Annotated in this window: 19 protein-coding genes, 1 tRNA gene and 2 pseudogenes; 16 read left to right on the top strand and 6 right to left on the bottom strand. The window is 56.2% G+C overall.

Annotated features, from left to right (window positions below):
- The first annotated feature begins 11 nt into the window (after positions 1–11).
- The 10 genes and pseudogenes from JCM2850_RS06175 to JCM2850_RS06125 all read left to right on the top strand — a co-directional run bounded on the left by JCM2850_RS06175 (position 12) and on the right by JCM2850_RS06125 (position 9,190).
- Entirely contained in the window at positions 12–1,202 is a 1,191-nt protein-coding gene (locus JCM2850_RS06175; RefSeq protein ID WP_025870552.1) for a type II secretion system F family protein, read from the top strand.
- A gap of 53 nt (positions 1,203–1,255) precedes the next feature.
- Positions 1,256–2,992: pseudogene (locus JCM2850_RS17530) on the top strand (GspE/PulE family protein).
- Positions 2,973–3,929, top strand: coding sequence for a hypothetical protein (locus tag JCM2850_RS17525; RefSeq protein WP_159105130.1), 957 nt, complete (start codon positions 2,973–2,975; stop codon positions 3,927–3,929). The pseudogene JCM2850_RS17530 and the gene JCM2850_RS17525 overlap by 20 nt, the downstream one beginning before the upstream one ends.
- Complete coding sequence (locus JCM2850_RS06160; protein ID WP_025870550.1) at positions 3,929–4,483, top strand: PilN family protein; 555 nt, start codon at positions 3,929–3,931, stop codon at positions 4,481–4,483. The genes JCM2850_RS17525 and JCM2850_RS06160 overlap by 1 nt, the downstream gene beginning before the upstream one ends.
- A complete protein-coding gene (locus JCM2850_RS17520) occupies positions 4,468–5,208 on the top strand; it encodes a GspMb/PilO family protein (protein WP_025870549.1) in 741 nt (246 codons plus the stop codon). The genes JCM2850_RS06160 and JCM2850_RS17520 overlap by 16 nt, the downstream gene beginning before the upstream one ends.
- Positions 5,205–5,732 carry a hypothetical protein gene (locus JCM2850_RS06150; protein ID WP_025870547.1) on the top strand — a complete coding sequence of 176 codons (528 nt, stop codon included), beginning with the start codon at positions 5,205–5,207 and terminating at the stop codon, positions 5,730–5,732. The genes JCM2850_RS17520 and JCM2850_RS06150 overlap by 4 nt, the downstream gene beginning before the upstream one ends.
- Before the next feature lie 85 nt (positions 5,733–5,817).
- Positions 5,818–7,767, top strand: coding sequence for a secretin GspD/PilQ domain-containing protein (locus tag JCM2850_RS06140; protein WP_025870545.1), 1,950 nt, complete (start codon positions 5,818–5,820; stop codon positions 7,765–7,767).
- Positions 7,764–8,246: a type II secretion system protein gene (locus JCM2850_RS06135; protein ID WP_025870544.1), complete on the top strand. Its 483-nt coding sequence runs from the start codon at positions 7,764–7,766 to the stop codon at positions 8,244–8,246. Before JCM2850_RS06140 ends, JCM2850_RS06135 begins: the two co-directional genes overlap by 4 nt.
- A 5-nt stretch (positions 8,247–8,251) precedes the next feature.
- A complete protein-coding gene (locus JCM2850_RS06130) occupies positions 8,252–8,650 on the top strand; it encodes a type II secretion system protein (RefSeq protein ID WP_199898265.1) in 399 nt (132 codons plus the stop codon).
- Positions 8,651–8,674: 24 nt separating this feature from the next.
- Complete coding sequence (locus tag JCM2850_RS06125; protein ID WP_025870538.1) at positions 8,675–9,190, top strand: type II secretion system protein; 516 nt, start codon at positions 8,675–8,677, stop codon at positions 9,188–9,190.
- Positions 9,191–9,409: 219 nt separating this feature from the next.
- Here the strand turns inward: JCM2850_RS06125 and JCM2850_RS06120 are convergent, their stop codons facing one another.
- The 4 genes from JCM2850_RS06120 to glyA all read right to left on the bottom strand — a co-directional run bounded on the left by JCM2850_RS06120 (position 9,410) and on the right by glyA (position 13,379).
- A complete protein-coding gene (locus tag JCM2850_RS06120; protein ID WP_025870535.1) occupies positions 9,410–10,261 on the bottom strand; it encodes a TatD family hydrolase in 852 nt (283 codons plus the stop codon).
- Between the two features lie 33 nt (positions 10,262–10,294).
- Positions 10,295–11,443 (bottom strand): bifunctional diaminohydroxyphosphoribosylaminopyrimidine deaminase/5-amino-6-(5-phosphoribosylamino)uracil reductase RibD, encoded by a 1,149-nt coding sequence (ribD, locus tag JCM2850_RS06115; protein WP_025870533.1) that lies wholly within the window; start codon positions 11,441–11,443, stop codon positions 10,295–10,297.
- Positions 11,444–11,598: 155 nt separating this feature from the next.
- Positions 11,599–12,045, bottom strand: coding sequence for a transcriptional regulator NrdR (gene nrdR / locus JCM2850_RS06110; protein WP_025870531.1), 447 nt, complete (start codon positions 12,043–12,045; stop codon positions 11,599–11,601).
- 86 nt (positions 12,046–12,131) lie between these two features.
- Positions 12,132–13,379 carry a serine hydroxymethyltransferase gene (gene glyA, locus JCM2850_RS06105; RefSeq protein ID WP_025870529.1) on the bottom strand — a complete coding sequence of 416 codons (1,248 nt, stop codon included), beginning with the start codon at positions 13,377–13,379 and terminating at the stop codon, positions 12,132–12,134.
- Between the two features lie 401 nt (positions 13,380–13,780).
- Here glyA and JCM2850_RS06100 point away from each other — a divergent pair, with 401 nt between their 5' ends.
- From JCM2850_RS06100 to JCM2850_RS17515, 5 genes and pseudogenes are all read left to right on the top strand, one after another.
- Positions 13,781–15,304, top strand: a complete 1,524-nt coding sequence (locus JCM2850_RS06100) for a fumarate hydratase (protein WP_025870528.1) — start codon at positions 13,781–13,783, stop codon at positions 15,302–15,304.
- Between the two features lie 67 nt (positions 15,305–15,371).
- Positions 15,372–16,439, top strand: coding sequence for an NADH:flavin oxidoreductase/NADH oxidase (locus JCM2850_RS06095; protein ID WP_025870527.1), 1,068 nt, complete (start codon positions 15,372–15,374; stop codon positions 16,437–16,439).
- A 54-nt stretch (positions 16,440–16,493) separates the two neighbouring features.
- The gene (iscX, locus tag JCM2850_RS06090) at positions 16,494–16,688 is read left to right on the top strand and encodes a Fe-S cluster assembly protein IscX (RefSeq protein WP_025870524.1); all 195 of its coding nucleotides are present in this window, start codon (positions 16,494–16,496) and stop codon (positions 16,686–16,688) included.
- 53 nt (positions 16,689–16,741) lie between these two features.
- A complete protein-coding gene (locus JCM2850_RS06085; protein WP_025870523.1) occupies positions 16,742–18,115 on the top strand; it encodes a phosphomannomutase/phosphoglucomutase in 1,374 nt (457 codons plus the stop codon).
- Between the two features lie 13 nt (positions 18,116–18,128).
- Positions 18,129–18,604: pseudogene (locus JCM2850_RS17515) on the top strand (retropepsin-like aspartic protease family protein).
- Between the two features lie 115 nt (positions 18,605–18,719).
- On the opposite strand, the gene JCM2850_RS06075 reads toward JCM2850_RS17515, so the two are convergent.
- Positions 18,720–20,351, bottom strand: coding sequence for an alpha-D-glucose phosphate-specific phosphoglucomutase (locus JCM2850_RS06075; RefSeq protein ID WP_025870521.1), 1,632 nt, complete (start codon positions 20,349–20,351; stop codon positions 18,720–18,722).
- A 108-nt stretch (positions 20,352–20,459) separates the two neighbouring features.
- Here JCM2850_RS06075 and JCM2850_RS06070 point away from each other — a divergent pair.
- Positions 20,460–20,535: transfer RNA gene (locus JCM2850_RS06070), tRNA-Lys, on the top strand.
- A 311-nt stretch (positions 20,536–20,846) separates the two neighbouring features.
- Here JCM2850_RS06070 and JCM2850_RS20915 read toward each other — a convergent pair.
- Positions 20,847–21,063: HNH endonuclease (locus JCM2850_RS20915; RefSeq protein WP_199898264.1), on the bottom strand; the 217-nt coding region annotated here is incomplete at its 5' end.

Genomic DNA, 21,063 nt, shown 5'->3' with positions numbered 1-21,063 from the left:
AGGGGTAGCGCATGAAATTTGAGTTAAAAGTAGCCAGGGGTAACGAGGTCGGCTCATTGACGCTGGAGGCAGGCGATGGCTTGCAGGCCCAGCTACAGGCCGAAGCCCAGGGTTACAGCGTTTTGGCCACGCGCAGCCTGGGCGGGGTGTCGGCCATGGCGGGCGGCTTACGCAAATCACGCTTCAACCTGATGTTGTTCAGCCAAGAGCTGGTCGCGCTGCTGGATTCAGGCTTGAGCCTGGTTGAGGCCATAGAAGCGCTGGCCGAGAAAGAAGCCCATGCCGAATCACGCACGCTGTTGAACCAGATCATGGCCCTGCTTTATGAAGGCTTGCCTTTATCCAGCGCGCTGGAACGCTTTCCTGCGGCATTCCCTCCCTTGTACGTCGCGTTGATTCGTAGCAGCGAGCGTACTGGTGACATGGTGCAGGCACTGGGGCGGCATGTGACTTATCAGGGCCAGCTGGATACGGTGAAGAAAAAGATCGTCACTGCCTCTATCTACCCCGTGCTGCTGATTGCCGTGGGCGGGCTGGTGATGCTGTTTCTGCTGGGTTATGTGGTGCCGCGCTTCAGTGTGATTTACGAGAGTGCGGGCGATGACCTGCCCTGGATGTCGCAAATGCTGCTGGCCTGGGGACGCTTGCTGCATGACCATGGCCAGGCTGCACTGATGGTATCGCTTGTAGTAGCGGTGACCCTGGGCGTAGTGCTCAGCCGCCCCGCCGTGCGGCGTTTACTGCTGCGCCAATTGTGGAAAATTCCCGCCCTGGGCGAGACCATGCGTATTTATCAATTGGCGCGTTTTTACCGCACGCTGGGCATGCTGTTGCAGGGTGGCATACCGCTGGTGACTGGCATGCAGATGGTCAGCTCGCTGTTGCAGCCTGCGCTGCGTCACAGTCTGGGGCTGGCCGAGCATGACATCCGTGAGGGCAAGCCTTTGTCCAGCGCCATGGAAACGCATGGCATGACCACCTCCATCGCCCTGCGCATGCTGCGCGTGGGCGAGCGCACCGGGCGTATGGGCGAAATGATGGAACGCATAGGCAGTTTTTATGACGAGGAAATTGCCAGGGCCGTGGACTGGTTCACGCGCCTGCTGGAACCGCTATTGATGGTGGTGATAGGCCTGATCATAGGCATTGTGGTGGTGCTGATGTATATGCCTATTTTTGACCTGGCCGGGAGCCTGCAATGAATCAGGCGGTGGATCAAGTGGTAGGGCAATTGGTGGGGCAATCGGTAGATCCCATGCTTGATCAAGCACCCGGCCTTGGACAGGCGCCCACGCTTACCCCTAACCCTACTCTTTCTCTAGCGCAGGTGCAGCAGGCACGCCAATTGGCGCAGCAAGGTCAGCAACATCTGCTGGATGTGCTGGAAAACCTTTCCGGCCTGGAGGCAGAAAGCTTTAGCACGGCGCTGGGCGCACTGCTGCGTTACCCGGTGTTCAATATCCTGACGCTGTATGAAATGCAGCCGGATTTCAAGCTGTTACCGTTTGCCGAAGCCAGCAAGCAGGAGTGCATCATCTTGCTCAATGACCAAGGGCAGACTTATGTGGTGCTGGCCAACCCGTTTGACACTGCGCTGGTGAGCCGCATGCAACAGCGTTTGCAGCAGGCTGGCTTGCAGGCTCAATCTGCATTACCCATTTGGGGGCTGGCGCATCGCAAGGATATTGCCGCCTTCCTCACCCGCTTTGAGCAGGGCATGCGTGCCATGGATGGTCTGGAAGCCGGGGATGGCAGCGAGCAAGGTGCCAGCAGCGGCATAGAGGATATCTCGCTGCGCTCAATTGCCGAGGACACTTCGCCTGTGGTGCGGCTGGTGCGCTCCACGCTGTATGACGCACTCAAGCTGGGGCCAGTGATATCCATATGGAATCCGATGCCCAGGGCCTCAATATCAAATACCGCATAGATGGCGTGCTCAGCCATGTTGGTGGCATCAGTGGCGTGGCGCAGGCAGAACAAGCCATCTCTCGTATAAAAGTCATGTCTGAGCTGGATATTGCCGAGCGCCGCATTCCGCAGGATGGTCGCTTCAAGGTCATGGCGCTGGGGCGCGAGATTGATCTGCGCGTTTCCATCATGCCCAGCGTTTATGGCGAGGATGCCGTGCTGCGTATCCTAGACCGCAAGGCTTTATCTGATCAGGCGCAGGGCCTGAGCCTGGATGTGATGGGTTTTGAGCCAGAGATCATGGAACGCTTCCGCCTGCTGGCCGAGGAGCCTTACGGCATGTTGCTGGTAACCGGGCCGACTGGTTCAGGCAAGACCACCACGCTCTACGGCATTATTTCTGAGATCAATAACGGCCAGGACAAGATTGTCACCATAGAAGACCCGGTGGAATACCAGCTGCCTGGAGTGTTGCAGATTCCGGTTAACGAGAAAAAAGGCCTGACCTTTGCGCGCGGCCTGCGCTCCATTTTGCGCCATGACCCGGACAAGATCATGGTGGGCGAAATCCGCGATGCTGAAACCGCACAGATTGCCGTGCAATCGGCGCTGACTGGGCATTTGGTGCTGACGACTGTGCATGCCAACAATGTATTCGACGTCATAGGCCGCTTCACCAATATGAATGTAGACCCTTACAGCTTTGTTTCGGCCATCAACGGCATCATGGCGCAGCGTCTGGTGCGCACCCTGTGCCCGCACTGCGCGATTGACGATCAGCCGAGCCTGCCCTGCTGCACAAATCCGGCATTAGCGCGGAAAGCGCCCATGAATACCGTTTCCGCCGCGGCCAGGGCTGTGGTCAGTGCCATGGCACTGGCTATAAAGCCGCAAAGCAATTGCCGAGTTATTAGTGTTCAACGACCTGATTCGTGAACTGATTATTACCCGGGAGCCAGTGCGCAAAGTCAAGGAAGCCGCCCGCGCCAATGGCACCCGCACCATGCGCGAGGCTGCGCTGGCCATGGTGAAACGCGGCGAAACCACTCTACAGGAGATCAATCGTGTTACCTCGCTTGTTTGAACGGTTCAGTCCCGGCTTGCCGCCCTGGTTGCCCGGCTTGCCCTGGTTACCAGTGGGCCGCGATGAACTACGCATCTTTTTGCAACCACACAAGCTCAGCCTGCTCAAGTTCAAGCGCGGCATACGCACTAGCCCGCTACTGATGGAGGAATACCCGCTATTGCCGCAGCCGGGTCAGGCTGCCGCCTATGGCGAATTCTGGCAGCCCGCTGTCGCCAGCCTCAGCCAGTTGCTGCAACAGCCGCAGTGGCAAGGCTGCCGCCCTGAGGTGGTGATCTCCAATCATTTTGCGCATTACGCCATCATCCCCTGGAATGAGGGCATCAGCAGCCGGGATGAGCAAGGCGGCTTTGTGCGCCACTGCTTTACCCAGGCCTATGGTGATTTTGCGCGCCACTGGGACCTGCGCTTTGACACCCCGCGCCACGGCAAGCCCACCCTCGCCAGCGCCATTGATGAACGCCTGCTGCAATCACTGCGGCTGACCTTTGAGCAGGCCAATATGCCAGTGCGCCATATCCACCCGCACCTGATGCTGGCCGTGAACTCCATGCGGCGTCAGCTCAAGCGCATACCCGGGCTGAAAGCACTGGCGCTGGAGTCATTGATTATGGTGATGCTGGAAGATGGCAAGCTGATTATTGCGCTGATTGAACAGGGCGAATGGCTAAGCCTGCAGAGCTATGCCGCCGAAGCTGATATCGACAACCAGTTGCTGGCCTTGCTGGAGCGTGAATCCGTGCTGGCCGGGCTGGACACCAGCGCCTGGCCAGTGGTGTTTTATGCGGCTGAAACCCGCCCGGCACTGCAACTGGCCGGACGTGATATTTACAACATCCAGCACAACCCTCTCAACAATACGCCCCCCCTGGCTGAACCTTTGGCAGCAACCCCCACCATCAACAACCCGGCTATGCATAAAAAGGAGTGGCATTGATGCTACGCGCTCTGACCCTGAACCACGCCCCCTCCAGCCCCGCTACCCCTGTGCTCAGCTATAGCTTGCTGGTGCTGGGCATCTGCGCCGCACTTGGCCTGGGCTTGACCCTGCAAAAGCTGGCACAGCAACGTCAGCGCCTGGAGACTGACCTCAGCCAGATGCGCGCGCCCGCAGGCCAGGCCCGCAGCACTGAGTTTGCTGGCAAATCTGCCAATAAATCCAGTAGCAAGGACAGCCAGGCCAAGCAGGCAGAAATCAGCGCAGTGCAAAGTGCCATGCACGAGCTGGCCCTGCCCTGGCCCCAGCTGTTCCAGGCGCTGGAAAGCCTGCGCGTGCCAGATGTACGCCTGGCCTCCATCGAACCCAACCCACGCCAGCGCAAGCTGCGCATCAGCGCCGATACTGGCGAGGTGGTCAATATGTTTACCTATGTGCACCAATTGGCAGAACAGCCTATTTTCAACGACGTGCTGCTGGTATCGCATGAACTGCATACCGGGCAGGAAACTCCAGTACGTTTCATCGTGGAGGCTGTATGGGTACAACGCTGAATCCGGATGAAGCTCCTATGCGCGATAACGTCAAACCTCAAGCAGGACAACAGGCAAAACCACAGGCCAAACACCATGTCAGCCGTCTGGCCTGGGTATTGCGCTGGCATCTGGGCTGGGCGGGCAATGCCGGGCTGGCGCTGCTGCTGCTGAGCTTGTTGCTGGCGCTGGGCCTGGCCTGGCCGCGCTCCATGGCATTGCAGCAGTTGCAACGTGATGTGGCCGCCATGCACAAGGCCATGCCCCAGCACCAGGGCCAGTGGATAGACCGCTCACCGCAGGCCTCGCTTAATACCTTTTACCAATTTCTACCCGCAGAGCAGGAGGCCAACGCCTTGCTGAGCCAGCTACTGCAACTGGCCGAACACCATGGGCTGGCACCGGAAAAAGTCGATTACAGCCTGCAACGTGAGACGGCTGCGCATTTCTCGCGCTACCAGCTCAATATTCCCTTGCGTGGCAGTTACCGCGACATACGCCGTTTTATGGCGGCCGCCCTCAACAGCACGCCAGCGCTGGCGCTCAACGAGATCAATTTCAAGCGCTTGGAAGATGAGGTCAATGCAGGCCCAGGCCAGGCCCAGGCAGAAGTTGAAGCAAAACTCAGGCTGACGCTGTACCTGGACTCTGGCCAGAAAGCAGGCTTGAACAATAACTTGCAAACTGGCGCGCAACCAACCTCGCAACCAACCTCGCAAACTAGCGCCAAGGCCGAGAGGCTATGAAATCTGGCTTTAATTCGCGCCAGCTTGTGCTCTGGTCGGTGCTGGCGCTGAGCGTGCTGGCCACGATCTGGACTGCGCTGACTGAGGATGAAGATCAGGACATCGCCGTGGCGGCGGTAGGCAATGATGCGGCTGTTGCGCGTCCGGCTGCCAGTACCCCAGATAGCACCCTAGCCAATGCCCCCGCACAGCAGCGCATACAGCTGGCTGCACTGACCCTGCCCGACCACCATAGCGCCGCAGACAACCCGCTGGATACCCGCCAGTTGCAGCGGCCGCGCTGGGAAGGTGTTGAGGCGAATGACGCGAGCAATCAACTGCATGATCCCTTCCAGGGCAACAAGCCACTGGCTGCGGCAGAAGCCGCGCCCTTGCAAGCGGCCCAGCAGGTAATGGAAATCCCGCCCCTGCCTTTCAGCTATGCCGGCAAGCTCATGGATAACGGCCAGTACACCGTGTTTATTTCTGCTGGCGAACAGAACTACAGCGTCAAGCGTGGCGATGTAGTGCAGGCTGGCAGGTGAAAAGCATATCCCCCACCACCATGGTCATGCGCTACCAGGCCATGCAGATGGATGTGCCCTTGATGATAGGAGAACAGAATTGAAGATGAATCCCATGCGCCAGGCCAGCCTGCCATTGCTGCTGACTCTGCTGATGACGGCCTGCGCCGCGCAACAGGCACGCGAGGCTGAATCCAGCCAGCAGTTTCAGCAAGCGCGGCAGCTGCTTGCAGACGGTCAATATGCGCAAGGCATGGCTGCGCTAGAGTCACTGGTGCAAGCCTACCCGGCCAATCCGGAATACCGCGCCTTGCTCAAGCAGCAGCAGGATGTGCATCTGGCAAGCGCACTGCGGGAAGCTGACCAGCTCAAGCAACTCAAGCGCTGGGGCGAGGCTGACGCGGCCTACAGGCGAGTGCTGGAGCTGGATGGACAAAATCAGCGCGCACTCAATGACATACAGCAGATGCGCGTGGAGAGCAGCCACCAGGCCAGCATGCAGCGCGCACAGGAGTTGTATGAGCACAACGACAGCGAAGGTGCGCAAAACCTGGCGCGTGCGGTGCTGGCAGAAGATGCCAGCAACAGCAGCGCACGCGCGCTGTTTGAGCAGATTGAGCGTCAGCGTCTGGACAAGGTCAGCAATCCGCCGCAGTTACGCGCCGCCTTCAAGCGGCCGATTTCAATTGAGTTCAAGGATGTGGCGCTGAAATCGGTATTTGAGTTTATTGCCCAGGCCGCAGGCATCAATTTCACTTATGACCAGGAATTGCGCAACGAGCAACGCACCAGTGTTTTTCTGCGCAATACGCCTATCAATGAAGCCATCGATGTGATTCTGGCCAGTAACCAGTTGGGCAAGAAAATCCTCAATGACAATACTTTGCTGATTTACCCCCTGAGCCGCAGCCAGGAATATCAGGAAACCTTTGTGCGCAGCTTTTATCTGGCCAATGGTGATGCCAAGAAGCTGATGGCCATGATCAAGACCGTGGTCAAGACCAAGGACATTTATATAGACGAGAAGCTCAACACCCTGGTGATGCGCGATAGCGCCGAGGCCATACGCACGGCCGAAAAGCTGATTGTGTCGCAGGACATGGCAGAACCCGAGGTAGTGTTACAGGTGGAGGTGCTGGAGATCAACCGCCGTAGTCTGGAGAACATAGGCATACGCTACCCCACCTCGGTGAGCCTGGGCGTGCAAGGGCGTGATACGGTCAATGGCACGACTACGCTGTCGCCGGGCAAGCTGACGGTGAATGAGCTGAAGAACTTCAATTCCAACCTGGGCGTGTTCAGCATCAGCGACCCGGTGCTGGCGCTGAACCTATTGCAGCAGGATACCGATACCAATCTGCTCGCCAACCCGCATATCCGCGTCAAAAACCGCGAGAAAGCCAAGATCCATGTGGGTGACCGCATCCCGGTGCTGACCAGTGTGGCCAACTCCACGGGTTTTGTCTCGCAGACGGTTAACTATATTGAAGTCGGCATCAAGCTGGATGTGGAACCTACCATACTGCTCAGGGATGAAGTCTCGATCAAGGTCGGTCTGGAGGTCAGCAACCAGACTGATAGGTTGACCTCCAGCTCGGGCACGGTGACTTACACCATAGGCACGCGCAACGCCAACACCATACTGCGGCTGAAGAACGGCGAGACGCAGATACTTGCCGGGCTGCTGCGCGAGGATGAGCAGAAGGTCAGCAATGGCGTACCTGGGCTTTCCAAGCTGCCGCTGGTTGGCAAGCTGTTCAAGGACCGCAACAATGATAAAAGCAAGAAGGAAATCGCCCTCCTGATCACGCCGCATATCATCAACAACCTCACGCCTGCCGATGCCATCTACACCACGTTTTCTGCGGGCATAGACCGTAGCAGCAATACTCGCAGCGGCCGCAGCAGTGAGCCTGCGAGCAGCGTGGCGCAAGTTGCGCCACCAGCCAGAAGCCCTCAGGAAATTCAGGCTGAGCGTGCCGATGCTGACCGTGCTTTTGCCGGTTCTGTGATGCGCCCGGTGGATGAAATTGCCAGCCCGGATAGCCCACGATGAAAGCTCTGCGCCTGAGCCATGGCTTTACCTTGATTGAGTTGATGGTCACGCTGGTGCTGCTGGCCTTAATTTTGAGCTCGGCCGCGCCCGTGATGCAAATCCAGGCCAAACGCAACAAGGAGCAGGAGCTGAAGCGCAATCTCTGGCAATTGCGCGATGCGATTGATGCCTACAAGAAAGCGGTGGATGACGGCCTGATCAAGAAAAGCCCGGGGCAATCGGGTTATCCGCCCAATCTGCAGATTCTGGTCAAGGGGGTGGAAAACCCGCGCTCGCAGACCAAGGCCAAAATCTATTTTTTACGCAGCATTCCGCGCGACCCTTTTGCCGATGACCCCGAGCTTTCCAACGAGGCCAGCTGGGGCAAGCGCAGCTATGCCAGCTCGTTTGAAGAACCCGCCGAGGGCGATGATGTGTATGACGTTTACTCACGCTCTGGCGAGAGCGGGCTTAACCAGCAGCCCTATCGTGAATGGTGAAGACGATGAAAACTAGTCTAGACCACAAGCTAACAACCAAGGGCTTCACGCTGATTGAGGTATTGGTGGTGCTGGCAATTATTGCCACGCTGCTGAGCCTGGTGACGCCGCGCTATTTCTCCAGCATAGACCGCGCGCGCGAACAATCGCTCAAACATGACCTGATTGTGATGCGCGATGCCATAGACAAGTTTTATAGCGACAGAGGCCGCTATCCGGATGCGCTGGAAGACCTGGTGCAAGCGCGTTATCTGCGTCAGGTGCCGGAAGACCCCATCACCGAGCGTCAGGACACCTGGCTGCTATTGCCGCCGCCCGACCCCAATGCCAAAGGCACGGTTTACGACATACGCAGTGGCTCGGAAGACATGGCGGCTGACGGCAGCTTTTTCTCCGAATGGTAGGGTCATGATGATGGCGGCAGACATATGCAATCAGGCTTGATCAATCTATCTGCCAGAGGCAGCCAGCAAGGTGGCATGAGCCTGATAGGTGCGCTGCTGGTCATCATGCTGGTGGGCTTTGGCCTGGCTGAAGCGGGCAATCGCTGGAGTGATGCGCGCCAGCGTGAGCGCGAGCAGGAGTTGCTCAAGGTCGGCGACACCATACGCCGCGCCATAGGCAATTACTACAATCAATCTCCAGGCATGGTGAAACAGTTTCCGCCCACGCTACAGGCCTTGCTCAAGGATGAGCGCTTTCCTGTGCCACAGCGCTATCTGCGCAAGCTGTATATAGACCCGGTCACCGGGCGTGAGGGCTGGGGCATACTGGAAGCGCCCAGTGGCGGCATCATGGGGGTTTACAGCCTCTCGGACCAGGCGCCGTTCAAGACCAGCAACTTTGCCCCGCCCTATGAAGACTTTGCCAAGAAGAAATATTACGGTGAATGGATGTTTGCCTATCTGCCAGAAACCGATAACAGCGCAGCCGTCAATCAATAAATCGCCACATGACAGCTTGACAAGCTCAGGAGTTCCCGGGTGGCTGTAGAGCTATCCACAAAATCTGTGGATAAAAGTGTGGATAGCTGTGACTTAAAAATGTAACTTCCCATTTTGTAAGGTTTTTTTACAAACGCCCAATATTTAACCTGTTTTTTATTTATTTAAAATCAATGACTTACTATATGTCATTGGATTGTTGACGTTTTTTAACACAACTTAATGTGACACATTAGCTGGTGTGTATAACTCAGATAAAAAAGGCAGGATGTCAAGGGCATTCTTGCTAGTGGCACAGGCGATTTCAGCGGTTTCTACGCCACGTAACTCAGCCAGAACCTCAGCGATTTTGGGCAGTTGATCTGGACTGTTGCGGCCATGATGCCCCAGCCATTGAGGTGGAATATCCGGCGCATCGGTCTCCAGCACAATGGCCTCCAACGGCAGTTCCCGCGCCAGGCTACGTAGCTTGAGGGCGCGCTCCCAGGTCATAGCACCACCAAAACCCAGCTTGAAACCCAGCTTAATCAAGGCCTCTGCCTGCTGCAGGCTGCCATTGTAGGCATGGGCAATGCCTTTGACGCCAAAGCGCCTGACCTGCTTGATTACCTGATCCACAGAACGTCGCACATGCAATAACACGGGCAGGTCAAACTCCCGCGCCAGCTTGAGTTGTTCTATGAAATAAAACTCCTGCTTGGCCTGATCATAGCCTTCAACAAAAAAATCCAGACCGATCTCACCTACGGCAACAATGCGCGGTGTTTTACCCACAGCACTTTCATCCTGAATGCCAGGGGGAAGTTTCCCCTCGGCATTAGCGCGCAGCCATTGTGCCAAATGCTGGATATCCTCAGGCTGCGATTGATCCACGAATAAGGGGTGTATGCCCAAGGCCATGGCGCAGTGTGCATGCTGCTGGCTCAGCGCCAGCACATCGGTGAAATTGGCGCGCATGACGCCAGGCACGACAATGGCGCGTACGCCTGCATCCCAGGCAGATTGCGCCACATCAGCACGATCAGCGTCAAATTCAGAGGCATCCAGATGGCAATGGGTATCGATCAGCATAGAGGTATCGATGAGTATAGAGCTAGCAGGCTATCAATCAGCAGTTGTGGCTAATAAGGGCCGCGCACGCAGGAACTGGTCAACACCGACTTGGCGCCTGTCGAGTATTTCCAGTTGCAGCTTGTCTTGCATGCTGGTGAGCGCGGGCATGGCAAACATATCCCTGGCCTGCCCTCCCAACAATAGCGGAGCTTGGTACAGCAAGAGTTCGTCTATCAGCCCTGCAGCCAACAGGCTGCCATTGAGTATGGCCCCTGCCTCTACCATGATTTCGTTATGCTGGCGCTGCGCCAGGGCTTGCATCAAGCCTGGCAGATCGACGCTGTGATGATGGGGACTGCCCTGGGCGGCTGGCAAATAAATCAATTCTGCACCTGCCTGCTGCAAGCGCTGTTGCCGCAGCTCATCTTCACGGGCATGGGCAATCAGCACTCGTCCCCCGTGCAGGATTTGGGCGTCTGGCGGTGTACGCAGCGCACTATCCACAATCACCCGCCAGGGTTGCACGCCATGGCGCGCTTGCAGCAGGGCTGCATCACGCACGGTAAGTTGAGGGTTATCGGCCAGCACTGTGCCTACGCCAGTGAGCATGACGCAGGATTGCGCGCGCCACTGCTGTATGTGTTGCCTGGCCTCCGGGCCAGTGATCCATTGACTCTGGCCGTTCAACAGTCCGGTCTTGCCATCTAGGCTACAAGCCACCTTGCTGCGCAGCCAGGGCCTGCCCAGTGTCATGCGTGCGATAAACCCAGGGTTGAGCGCTTCAGCCTGGGCTTGCAACAAGCCATGCGCCACCGCTATGCCATGCTCAGCCAGGCGTTTGAGGCCATTGCCTGCCACCAGGGGGTTAGGGTCTTGCATGGCAGCCACCACGCGTTTGACGCCAGCCTGCACCAGGGCATCGGCACAAGGCGGTGTACGGCCAAAATGGCTGCAAGGTTCCAGCGTGACGTAGGCGGTTGCGCCTTGCGCCTCGCTGCCTGCCATGCGCAGTGCATGCACCTCGGCATGCGGTTCGCCCGCTTTGAGATGGGCACCATGGCCTATGATGCGGCCTTGTTTGACAATGACGCAGCCTACCCTGGGGTTGGGCGTGGTGCCATATAGCCCACGCGCAGCCTCGCGCAGGGCCAGGGTCATATAGCGATGATCATCGCCGCTAAAGTCGGGAGTTTGATTCATGATGGCTGCATGATAAGGCGGGGATAGCCCTGACACAAGCCAGGCGCGGCTTGCAGCGCTGGCGCACAGAACTTGTGAGCAGCCAGAAGGCTGCTAAGGGGAATGTCAAAATCTAGAGAGTGATAAAACCGTAACGCGGTACAGGCTGGCCTGTTTTAATCCAGATCGCGGATAACGTCACTGAAATCGGTGACATCCTGGAAGCTACGGTAAACCGAGGCAAAGCGTATATAAGCCACCTTGTCTATGGCCTTGAGCTCCTGCATCACTATCTCACCGAGATCGCGCGCAATAATTTCGCGCTCGCCCTTGGCTAGCAGCTTTTGCACGATGTGCTCCAGGGCACGGTCTACATATTCGGTAGGCACCGGGCGCTTGTGCAGCGCACGGGTAAAGGAAAGCAGCAGTTTGTCGCGATTGAATTCCTCACGATTGCCGTTTTGCTTGACCACTTGTGGCAAATGCAATTCTGCGGTTTCGTAGGTGGTAAAACGCTTGTCGCAGGCCGAGCAGCGGCGTCTACGGCGTATGGAATTGCCTTCCTCGTTAACGCGAGAATCAATTACCTGCGTATCGTCTGCACCACAGAATGGACACTTCATGGTCTGGTTCTGACTTTGGCCTGCTGATTAACTGGGGATCAAGTTGAGCAGGCGCACATGGTGACAGGTGCGCCTGCTGGCAGCAATTAAGCGCCGTAGACCGGGAAGCGCGAGGTCAGGGCATGCACCTTGGCCTTGGTCGCCGCAATCACGGACTCATCAGTCGGATTGTCGAGGATATCGGCAATCAGGTTGGCTACTTCTACCGCTTCGGCTTCCTTGAAACCACGGGTGGTGATTGCAGGTGAGCCTATGCGGATACCGGAAGTCACAAATGGGCTTTCCGGGTCGTTAGGGATGGCGTTCTTGTTGACGGTAATGTGCGCCTGGCCCAGGTAAGCATCTGCCGCCTTGCCAGTCAGGCCCTTGGGACGCAGATCGACCAGGAACACGTGTGACTGGGTGCCACCGGAAATAATGCGCAGACCACGTGCGGCCAAAGTCTTGGCCATGGTGTCCGCGTTCTTCAGCACTTGCTCCTGATACGCCTTGAACTCAGGCTGGGCTGCTTCGAGGAAGGCTACGGCCTTACCTGCGATCACGTGCATAAGCGGGCCGCCCTGCAAGCTGGGGAAGACGCTGGAGTTGAGGGATTTCTCAAACTCGGCCTTGGCCATGATCAAACCACCACGTGGGCCACGTAGGGTCTTGTGGGTGGTAGAGGTCACAAAGTCAGCATGCGGCACTGGGTTGGGGTATACACCTGCGGCAATCAGGCCAGCGTAGTGCGCCATGTCTACCATGAAATACGCGCCTACCTTTTTGGCGATCTCGGCCATACGTGCCCAGTCAAAGCGCAGCGCATAGGCAGAAGCACCACCAATCAGCAGTTTGGGCTTGGTTTCGACGGCGATACGTTCCATTTCGTCGTAATCAATTTCTTCTTTGTCATTGAGGCCGTAAGCCACAATGTTGAACAGCTTGCCCGATAGGTTGGCAGGCGAGCCATGGGTCAAGTGACCACCATGACCGAGGTTCATGCCCATGACGGTGTCACCAGGCTTGAGGATGGAGAAATACACGGCCTGATTGGCCTGGGAGCCGGAGTGCGGCTGCACGTTGGCATACTCGGCACCGAACAGCTTTTTGAGACGATCTATCGCCAGTTGCTCGATTTCGTCAACAAACTCACAGCCACCGTAGAAGCGCTTGCCAGGATAACCCTCGGCATATTTGTTGGTCAGTTGCGAACCTTGCGCCTGCATGACCGCAGGGCTGGTGTAGTTTTCAGAGGCGATCAGCTCGATGTGCTCATCCTGGCGATTGCGCTCTGCTTCTACGTACTTCCACAAATCTGGATCAACAACACTGAGGTTTTTGGCCGTGCTAAACATGTTCGATATCTCGGAATGATGATGAATGGGCAGGATTTTAACATGTTCAGCCCGCCTCAGCTTTGAAACAGTTTCAACGCCCATGAAAATGATTCATGCCACAACCAGCAGCCAAAGGTACAACCACCAAAGTGGTCACTTGCAGCCAGGCCGCGATACACACCTAAAAATAAGCCATTGAATTTAAAACAAGTAACCAATTGGCATGACAGTTGCTCAGGGTTTATATTGAGATGGTTACCATCTCTTGTAGCAGACTCTCTCCCGCCTGCCACCGCCGCTGGAATGATGGTGGCTGGCGGTCTTTTCCGCTTTTGCGCTGTTTTCCTCTGTCATCCCTACCGTCAGGCCTGGCGGCGCGGGGTATAATTATCCCCTAATCAATTACCGCACTGCTCAGCATGGCCCGCATCCGCCAGGAAGATTTCATCTCCAGTATTCACCAGGCATTGCAATACATTGCCTGCTATCACTCGCCCGATTTTCTTGCGGCCATGCACCAAGCCTGGCAGCGCGAACCCTCCCCTGCTGCGCGTGATGCCATAGGCCAAATTCTGATCAATTCTTTCCTTTGCGCTCAGGGCCAACGCCCTTTGTGCCAGGACACAGGGATTGTGGTGGCCTTTATCTCCGTAGGTATGGACGTGCAGTGGCAGGCGGATTTGAGCCTGCAAGCCATGGTGGATGAAGGCGTGCGCCGCGCTTACACCGACAGCAGCAACCGCCTGCGTGCTTCTATAGTGAGTGACCCCGCAGGCAAGCGCCTCAATACGCGCGACAACACGCCTTCTGTAGTGCATGTGGAAATAGTGCCCGGCAACACGGTGGAAATTCATATCGCCGCCAAGGGGGGTGGCTCAGAAAACAAATCCAAACTGGCCATGCTAGAGCCCTCAGACAGCATAGTGGATTGGGTGCTGCAAACCGTGCCGGAAATGGGCGCTGGCTGGTGCCCGCCCGGTGTGCTGGGCATAGGAATAGGCGGCACGGCAGAAAAAGCCATGCTGCTGGCCAAGCAGTCCTTGTTTGCGCCTATTGATATTCAGCTACTTAAGGCCAGGGGTGCGCAAAGCCGCGCCGAGGAACTGCGGCTGGAAATTTACGAGAAAGTGAACCGCCTGGGTATAGGCGCGCAAGGCCTGGGTGGCCTGACCACGGTGCTGGATGTGAAGATTCTGGAAGCGCCCACTCATGCCACCTCGCTGCCAGTCGCCATCATCCCCAATTGCGCTGCCACACGCCATGTGCACTTTACGCTGGATGGCAGCGGCCCTGCCCAATTGCCCGTGCCGCGTCTGCAAGACTGGCCTGAGATAGTGCTGGACGCCAGCACGCCTATGCGCAGGGTGAACCTTGATACGCTCAGCCGTGAAGACATTACCAGCTTCCAGCCCGGTGAAAAGCTCTTGCTTTCCGGCAAGCTGCTCACCGGGCGCGATGCCGCGCACAAGCGCATTATCGATTTGATTGCACGCGGCGAACCCATGCCAGAAGGCTTGGATTTCACCAACCGCTTTATTTACTACGTAGGCCCGGTAGACCCGGTGGGCGATGAAATCATAGGCCCGGCCGGCCCGACTACAGCCACGCGCATGGACAGGTTTACCGACACCATGCTGACCAAGACCGGGCTGCTGGGCATGATAGGCAAGGCCGAACGCGGCGAGGCCACGGTGGCAGCAATCCGCGAACACAAATCGGTATATCTGATTGCGATAGGCGGTGCGGCTTATTTGATCTCGCAGGCGATCAAAGCCTCACGCGTGGTGGCTTTCCCCGAACTGGGGATGGAGGCGATTTATGAATTCACCGTGGAAGATATGCCAGTGACGGTGGCCGTGGATAGCCAGGGTCATTCAGTACATGAATCCGGACCCGCTCTCTGGCAGCCGCGCATTGCCGACATCCCTATTTTCAGTGAATAAGGCATGATTAAACCGCTTTAACGCTTAGGCTTAGCTACTACCCCCCAGGAAACCAGGAATCAACATCATGGCCCAGTTGTTCACCCCCATATGCCTGCGCGGCACCGAGATCAAAAACCGGATTTTCGTTGCACCTATGTGCCAGTACTCTGCCGAAAATGGCCTGGCCAACCACTGGCACTTGGTGCATCTAGGCGGCCTGGCCGTGGGTGGTGCGGGGCTAGTGATGGTGGAAGCGACCGCAGTTTCGCCTGAAGGCAGGATTACGCCAAAGTGCCTGGGCTTGTGGTCGCCCCAACATGCTGAGGCGCTCAAACCCGTGGTGGACTTTATCCGTAGCCAGGGTGCCACTCCAGCAATACAGATAGGCCATGCCGGACGCAAGGCATCTTGCGATGTGCCCTGGCGCGATAGCCATTTTCTCAGTGCAGATCAAGGCGGCTGGCAGACGGTAGCGCCTTCGGCCATCCCTGTTACCCCGCAGCACGCGGTGCCTATTGCCCTGGATAAAGACGGTATCAAGGAAATCAGCGCGCAGTTCCATGCTGCCGCCGAGCGCGCGCTGGCCATAGGCTTTGAGGTGCTGGAACTGCATTGTGCCCATGGCTACCTCTTGCATGAGTTTCTTTCGCCACTCTCCAACCAGCGTACAGATGAATATGGCGGCAGCCTGGAAAACCGTTGTCGTCTGGTGCTGGAAATTGCGCGCGATCTGCGCGCGCTTTGGCCAGCGGACAAGCCCATGCTGGTGCGCATCTCGGCCACAGACTGGGTAGAAGGCGGCTGGGATATAGAACAATCCATACAGCTCTCACGCTGGCTTAAAGACCTAGGCATAGACCTGATCGATTGCTCCAGCGGTGGCCTGGTGCTGGACGCCAAAATTCCCGCCGGGCCGGGTTACCAGACCGTATTTGCCGAGCGGATACGTAAGGAAGCGGGCATTGCCAGCGGTGCGGTGGGCATTATTACCTCAGCTCTGCAAGCCGAGCATATTCTTGCTACGGGTCAGGCCGATGTGATTCTGCTGGCACGCGTATTGCTGAGTGATCCACACTGGCCCATGCGTGCCGCCAAGGAATTACATGTCGATTTACCCTGGCCGGATCAGTATGTCCGTGCCAAGCATCTTTAAAGTTTCTCAAAAATCAGTTAAAACGTCAGGCTGAGCCTGCAATAAGGAAATCCCATGAAATGGACTGACAGTCAACGCATAGCCGAGGAGCTCTACGATCAATATCCAGACGTGGATCCCAAAACCGTACGCTTTACCGACCTGATGGCCTGGATACTTGCGCTGGATGGCTTTAACGATGACCCAAACAAGTGCGGTGAGCGCATCCTCGAGGCCATACAACTGGCCTGGATAGAAGAAGCAGAATAAGCGCACAGCGCAAGAAGCACACACATTACTAAAAACTCTAGATAAGGACTCTCATGATTGCGCCGAAAGAAATCTTCAAGGCTTACGATATACGCGGCATCGTAGGCAAGACATTAACGCCTGAAATCGTTGAGGCCATTGGTCAGGCCATAGGTTCTGAAGCGGTAGAGAAGCAGCAGCGCAGCATCTGCGTAGGCTATGATGGCCGCCTTTCTGGCCCTGAGCTGGCCGCAGCGCTGGCACGTGGCATCATGAAGAGCGGTATTGATGTGATCAACCTGGGCCTGGTGGCTACCCCCATGGTGTACTTCGCCGCCTACCATCTGGAAACGGGTTCAGGCGTAATGGTCACTGGCAGCCACAATCCGCCTGATTACAACGGCCTAAAAATGGTGGTAGCGGGCGAAACCCTGTCTGGCGACACCATACAGCGTCTGCGCGCGCGCATAGACAATAATGACTTTGTGCACGGCCAGGGCCAGGAAAGCAGCTTTGACATTGCCCCCGCCTACATTGAGCGCATTGCCTCTGATATCAAGCTCAAGCGCCCACTCAAGCTGACCGTGGATTGCGGCAATGGTGTGCCTGGTGCGTTTGCTGGCACGCTATATCGCGCCCTGGGCTGCGAGGTGGAAGAATTGTTCTGCGAGGTGGATGGCAACTTCCCAAACCATCACCCAGACCCTTCCGTGCCGGAAAACCTCACCGACCTGATTGCCAACCTGATAGATGGCAACTCCGAGTTGGGCTTTGCCTTTGACGGTGACGGTGACCGCCTGGGTGTGGTGACCAAGGATGGCAGCATTATTTACCCTGACCGCCAGCTGCTGCTGTTTGCCGAAGATGTGCTGAAGCGCAATGCGGGTGCCACCATCATCTACGATGTGAAATCCACACGTAATCTCGCGCCCTGGATCAAGCAACGCGGCGGCAATCCGCTGATGTGGAAAACGGGTCACTCTCTGGTCAAGGCTAAGATGAAGGAAACTGGCGCCGCGCTGGCGGGCGAAATGTCCGGCCATGTGTTCTTTAAGGAGCGCTGGTATGGCTTTGATGATGGCTTGTATGCAGGTGCACGCCTGCTGGAAATCCTCAGCCAATTCGACAACCCCTCCGAGGTATTGAATGCCCTGCCAGACAGCGTCAGCACGCCTGAGCAGCACATCAATATGAAGGAAGGCGAGCCGCATGCGCTGATCAGCCAGCTGCAAGCCACCGCCAAGTTTGATGATGCTGACGATGTGCTGACCATAGACGGTTTGCGTGTGGAATACGCCGATGGCTTTGGTTTGATGCGCCCATCCAACACCACCCCGGTGATTGTGCTGCGCTTTGAGGCGGACAATGTAGAAGCGCTCAAGCGCATACAGAACAGCTTCCGCGAGGTTATTCTGGCTGCAGCACCAGAGGCCAAGTTGCCCTTCTGATGCTCAAGGCAATATGAACGTCAGCAAACTGGTGTGGGTGATTGTCTGGCTGGCACTGGCCAGCGGACTCTATGTACTCGCAGATAGCGCCCTCAACCCTAACAAGATTGCGGTGCTGGGCAACGACCATAACGTGACCCTGCAACGCGGTCGTGACGGGCATTATCGTGCCGAGGCCTTGATCAATGGCATCAAGGTCGATGTGCTGGTAGATACGGGTGCCACAGGCGTGGCTATTTCACAGCGTGTGGCCGACCAGTTGCAGATCAAGAGCCAGCAGGCCATACGCACCTCTACCGCCAATGGCAATACTGTGCCTATATGACGCGTCTGGACACCGTGCAAATTGGCGGCGTCAAGGCGCGCAATGTTTCTGCCGTGATCGCGCCTGGGCTGGATGGCGATGTGTTGCTGGGCATGTCTTTCCTCGGACGCATGGATGTGCGGCTGTTTCAGGGCAAAATGACAATTACCCAGCTGGAAGAATGAGGCTGTAAACACTCAGCCTAGCACTTTAAGGCAATAAAACAGGCCGCTGCATCAGCAAGATGTCAGCGGCCATTTTTTGCCCCGACTCAAGCCGGGCAGCGTTATTACAAACGGCTTAGGTAATCACAGTCGGCTGTTCGCGCCCAGTGCGTTGCTTCAGCCCGGTAATCTGGTCGGCGATAGTAATCATCTCCGCCAGCGCATCCTGGGCATCCAGATCATGCTTGGTTCTATCGGTTTCATAGGCTTCCAGGTAAATACGCAGGGTAGCACCCTCAGTACCCGTGCCCGAGAGGCGGAACACAATGCGTGAGCCATCTACAAACAGAATGCGCACGCCCTGCTTGTGGCTAACGCTACCATCCACCGGGTCGGTATAGCTGAAATCATCACAGGTTTTCACCTCGTAATTGCCAAAGCGCTGGCCCACCAGCGTAGTGAAACTGTCACGCACATGCGTGATCAGCGCATTGGCGACATCGCTAGGCAATTCTTCATAATCATGACGTGAATAAACATTGCGGCCAAACTGCGCCCAGTGGCGCTTGACCAGCGTTTCCACAGGCTGGCGCTTGATGGCCAGAATATTGAGCCAGAACAGTACCGCCCACAGCCCGTCTTTCTCGCGCACATGGTCAGAGCCTGTGCCAAAGCTTTCCTCGCCGCACAGCGTTACCTTGCCTGCATCCATCAGATTGCCAAAGAACTTCCAGCCCGTGGGTGTTTCGTAGCAGGGTATATCCAACTCTTCCGCTACCCTATCTACAGCAGCGCTGGTAGGCATGGAGCGCGCCACGCCCGCAATGCCCTTGGCATAAGCGGGCACCAGGCGCGCATTGGCTGCCATCAAGGCCAGGCTGTCAGAAGGCGTGACAAAGAAACGCTGACCCAGAATCATATTGCGGTCACCATCACCATCAGAAGCCGCACCAAAGTCAGGCGCATCTGCGCCATACATAATCTCCACCAGATCATGCGCATAAGTCAGGTTAGGGTCGGGGTGACCACCACCAAAATCTGGCAGCGGTGTGGCGTTCAACACCGCATCCGCCTCTGCCCCCAGCTTATCCACCAGAATGGCACGCGCATAAGGGCCAGTCACTGCATGCATAGCATCAAAACGTATGCGGAAGCCCGATGCCAGCAATTGGCGTATAGCAGCAAAATCAAACAGGCTTTCCATCAGCTCGGCGTAATCCGCCACCGCATCTATCACCTGCACCTGCATGCCCGCCAGTTCTGTTGTACCCAGCACATCCAGCGCTACATCCGCGGCATCCACAATCTTGTATGCACTAATACTCTTGCTGCGCGCAAAAATACCCTCGGTCACCTTCTCCGGTGCCGGGCCACCATTGGCGGTGTTGTACTTGATGCCAAAATCACCCTCTGGCCCACCTGGGTTGTGGCTGGCAGAAAGAATAATGCCGCCATAGGTTTGGTACTTGCGAATCACACAAGAGGCGGCAGGTGTGGAGAGAATACCGTCCTGACCCACTAGCACCTTGCCAAAGCCGTTGGCGGCTGCCATTTTGAGAATGACTTGAATTGCCTCACGGTTGTAATAGCGGCCATCGCCACCCACTACCAGCGTGGCACCAGCAGGTGCGGCAATCGCATCAAAAATGCTTTGTACAAAGTTTTCGAGATAATGTGCGGCCTGAAAAACAGTCACGCGTTTGCGTAGCCCAGAAGTGCCAGGCTTCTGGTCCTGAAAGGGCTTTGTGGAAATTGTTTGTATAGACATGTGCTCTTTCGGGGGAGGATTTTGAAAAAAAGTTAACTTACTCGATATATTTTACAGTTTCAAGTTGACACTGGGGGCCAATCTCAGCATAATTGCGCCTCTCGATTGGGGGCATTAGCTCAGTTGGTAGAGCAGCGGACTCTTAATCCGTTTGTCGTAGGTTCGACCCCTACATGCCCCACCAGACAAAACAAAGGGTTACGTAATTCACGTAACCCTTTGTCATTTCTACTAGTCTGATAGTAGCCCCTAGAATTATCCTGACTTCACATAGATGAGCACTAATTGCCATCAACCACGCCCTAACCTCCCCTGCCGTGCCCTTATATACAGCAACTCTTCTGCCATACAATCAACAACCTCTCTACTTAGACGGCGCTTGACTCGACTTTGTTTTTCTAACTTTCTTAAAATCACCACACAAAACGCGTAAGAGCAACACCATATGGATTGTCCGCGTTTTATTTTGCAGACATTTGTTTTCGGTGAGTACTTTTAAACATCCAAATTTCGGTAAAAATGCTCGCGGTGATAACGGATATGGTCAACTGATACAGGATGTTTAACATGGGTTTTGAGCTTTCCATCAACACCCAATAAACTTAGGTCATCATTGATGGCAAATAGACCTAAATCAAACATCACATGATGATTCGGGCAAAGGCAAATGATGTTGTCGCTAGTGTCTGGGCCGTTATGTGGGGCGCCTAGC

The organism is Methylobacillus glycogenes JCM 2850 (genome assembly GCF_000617925.1).
Lineage (GTDB): Bacteria > Pseudomonadota > Gammaproteobacteria > Burkholderiales > Methylophilaceae > Methylobacillus > Methylobacillus glycogenes.
Note: the sequence above shows the minus strand (reverse complement) of the source record. Positions and strands in the feature narration are given on the sequence as shown.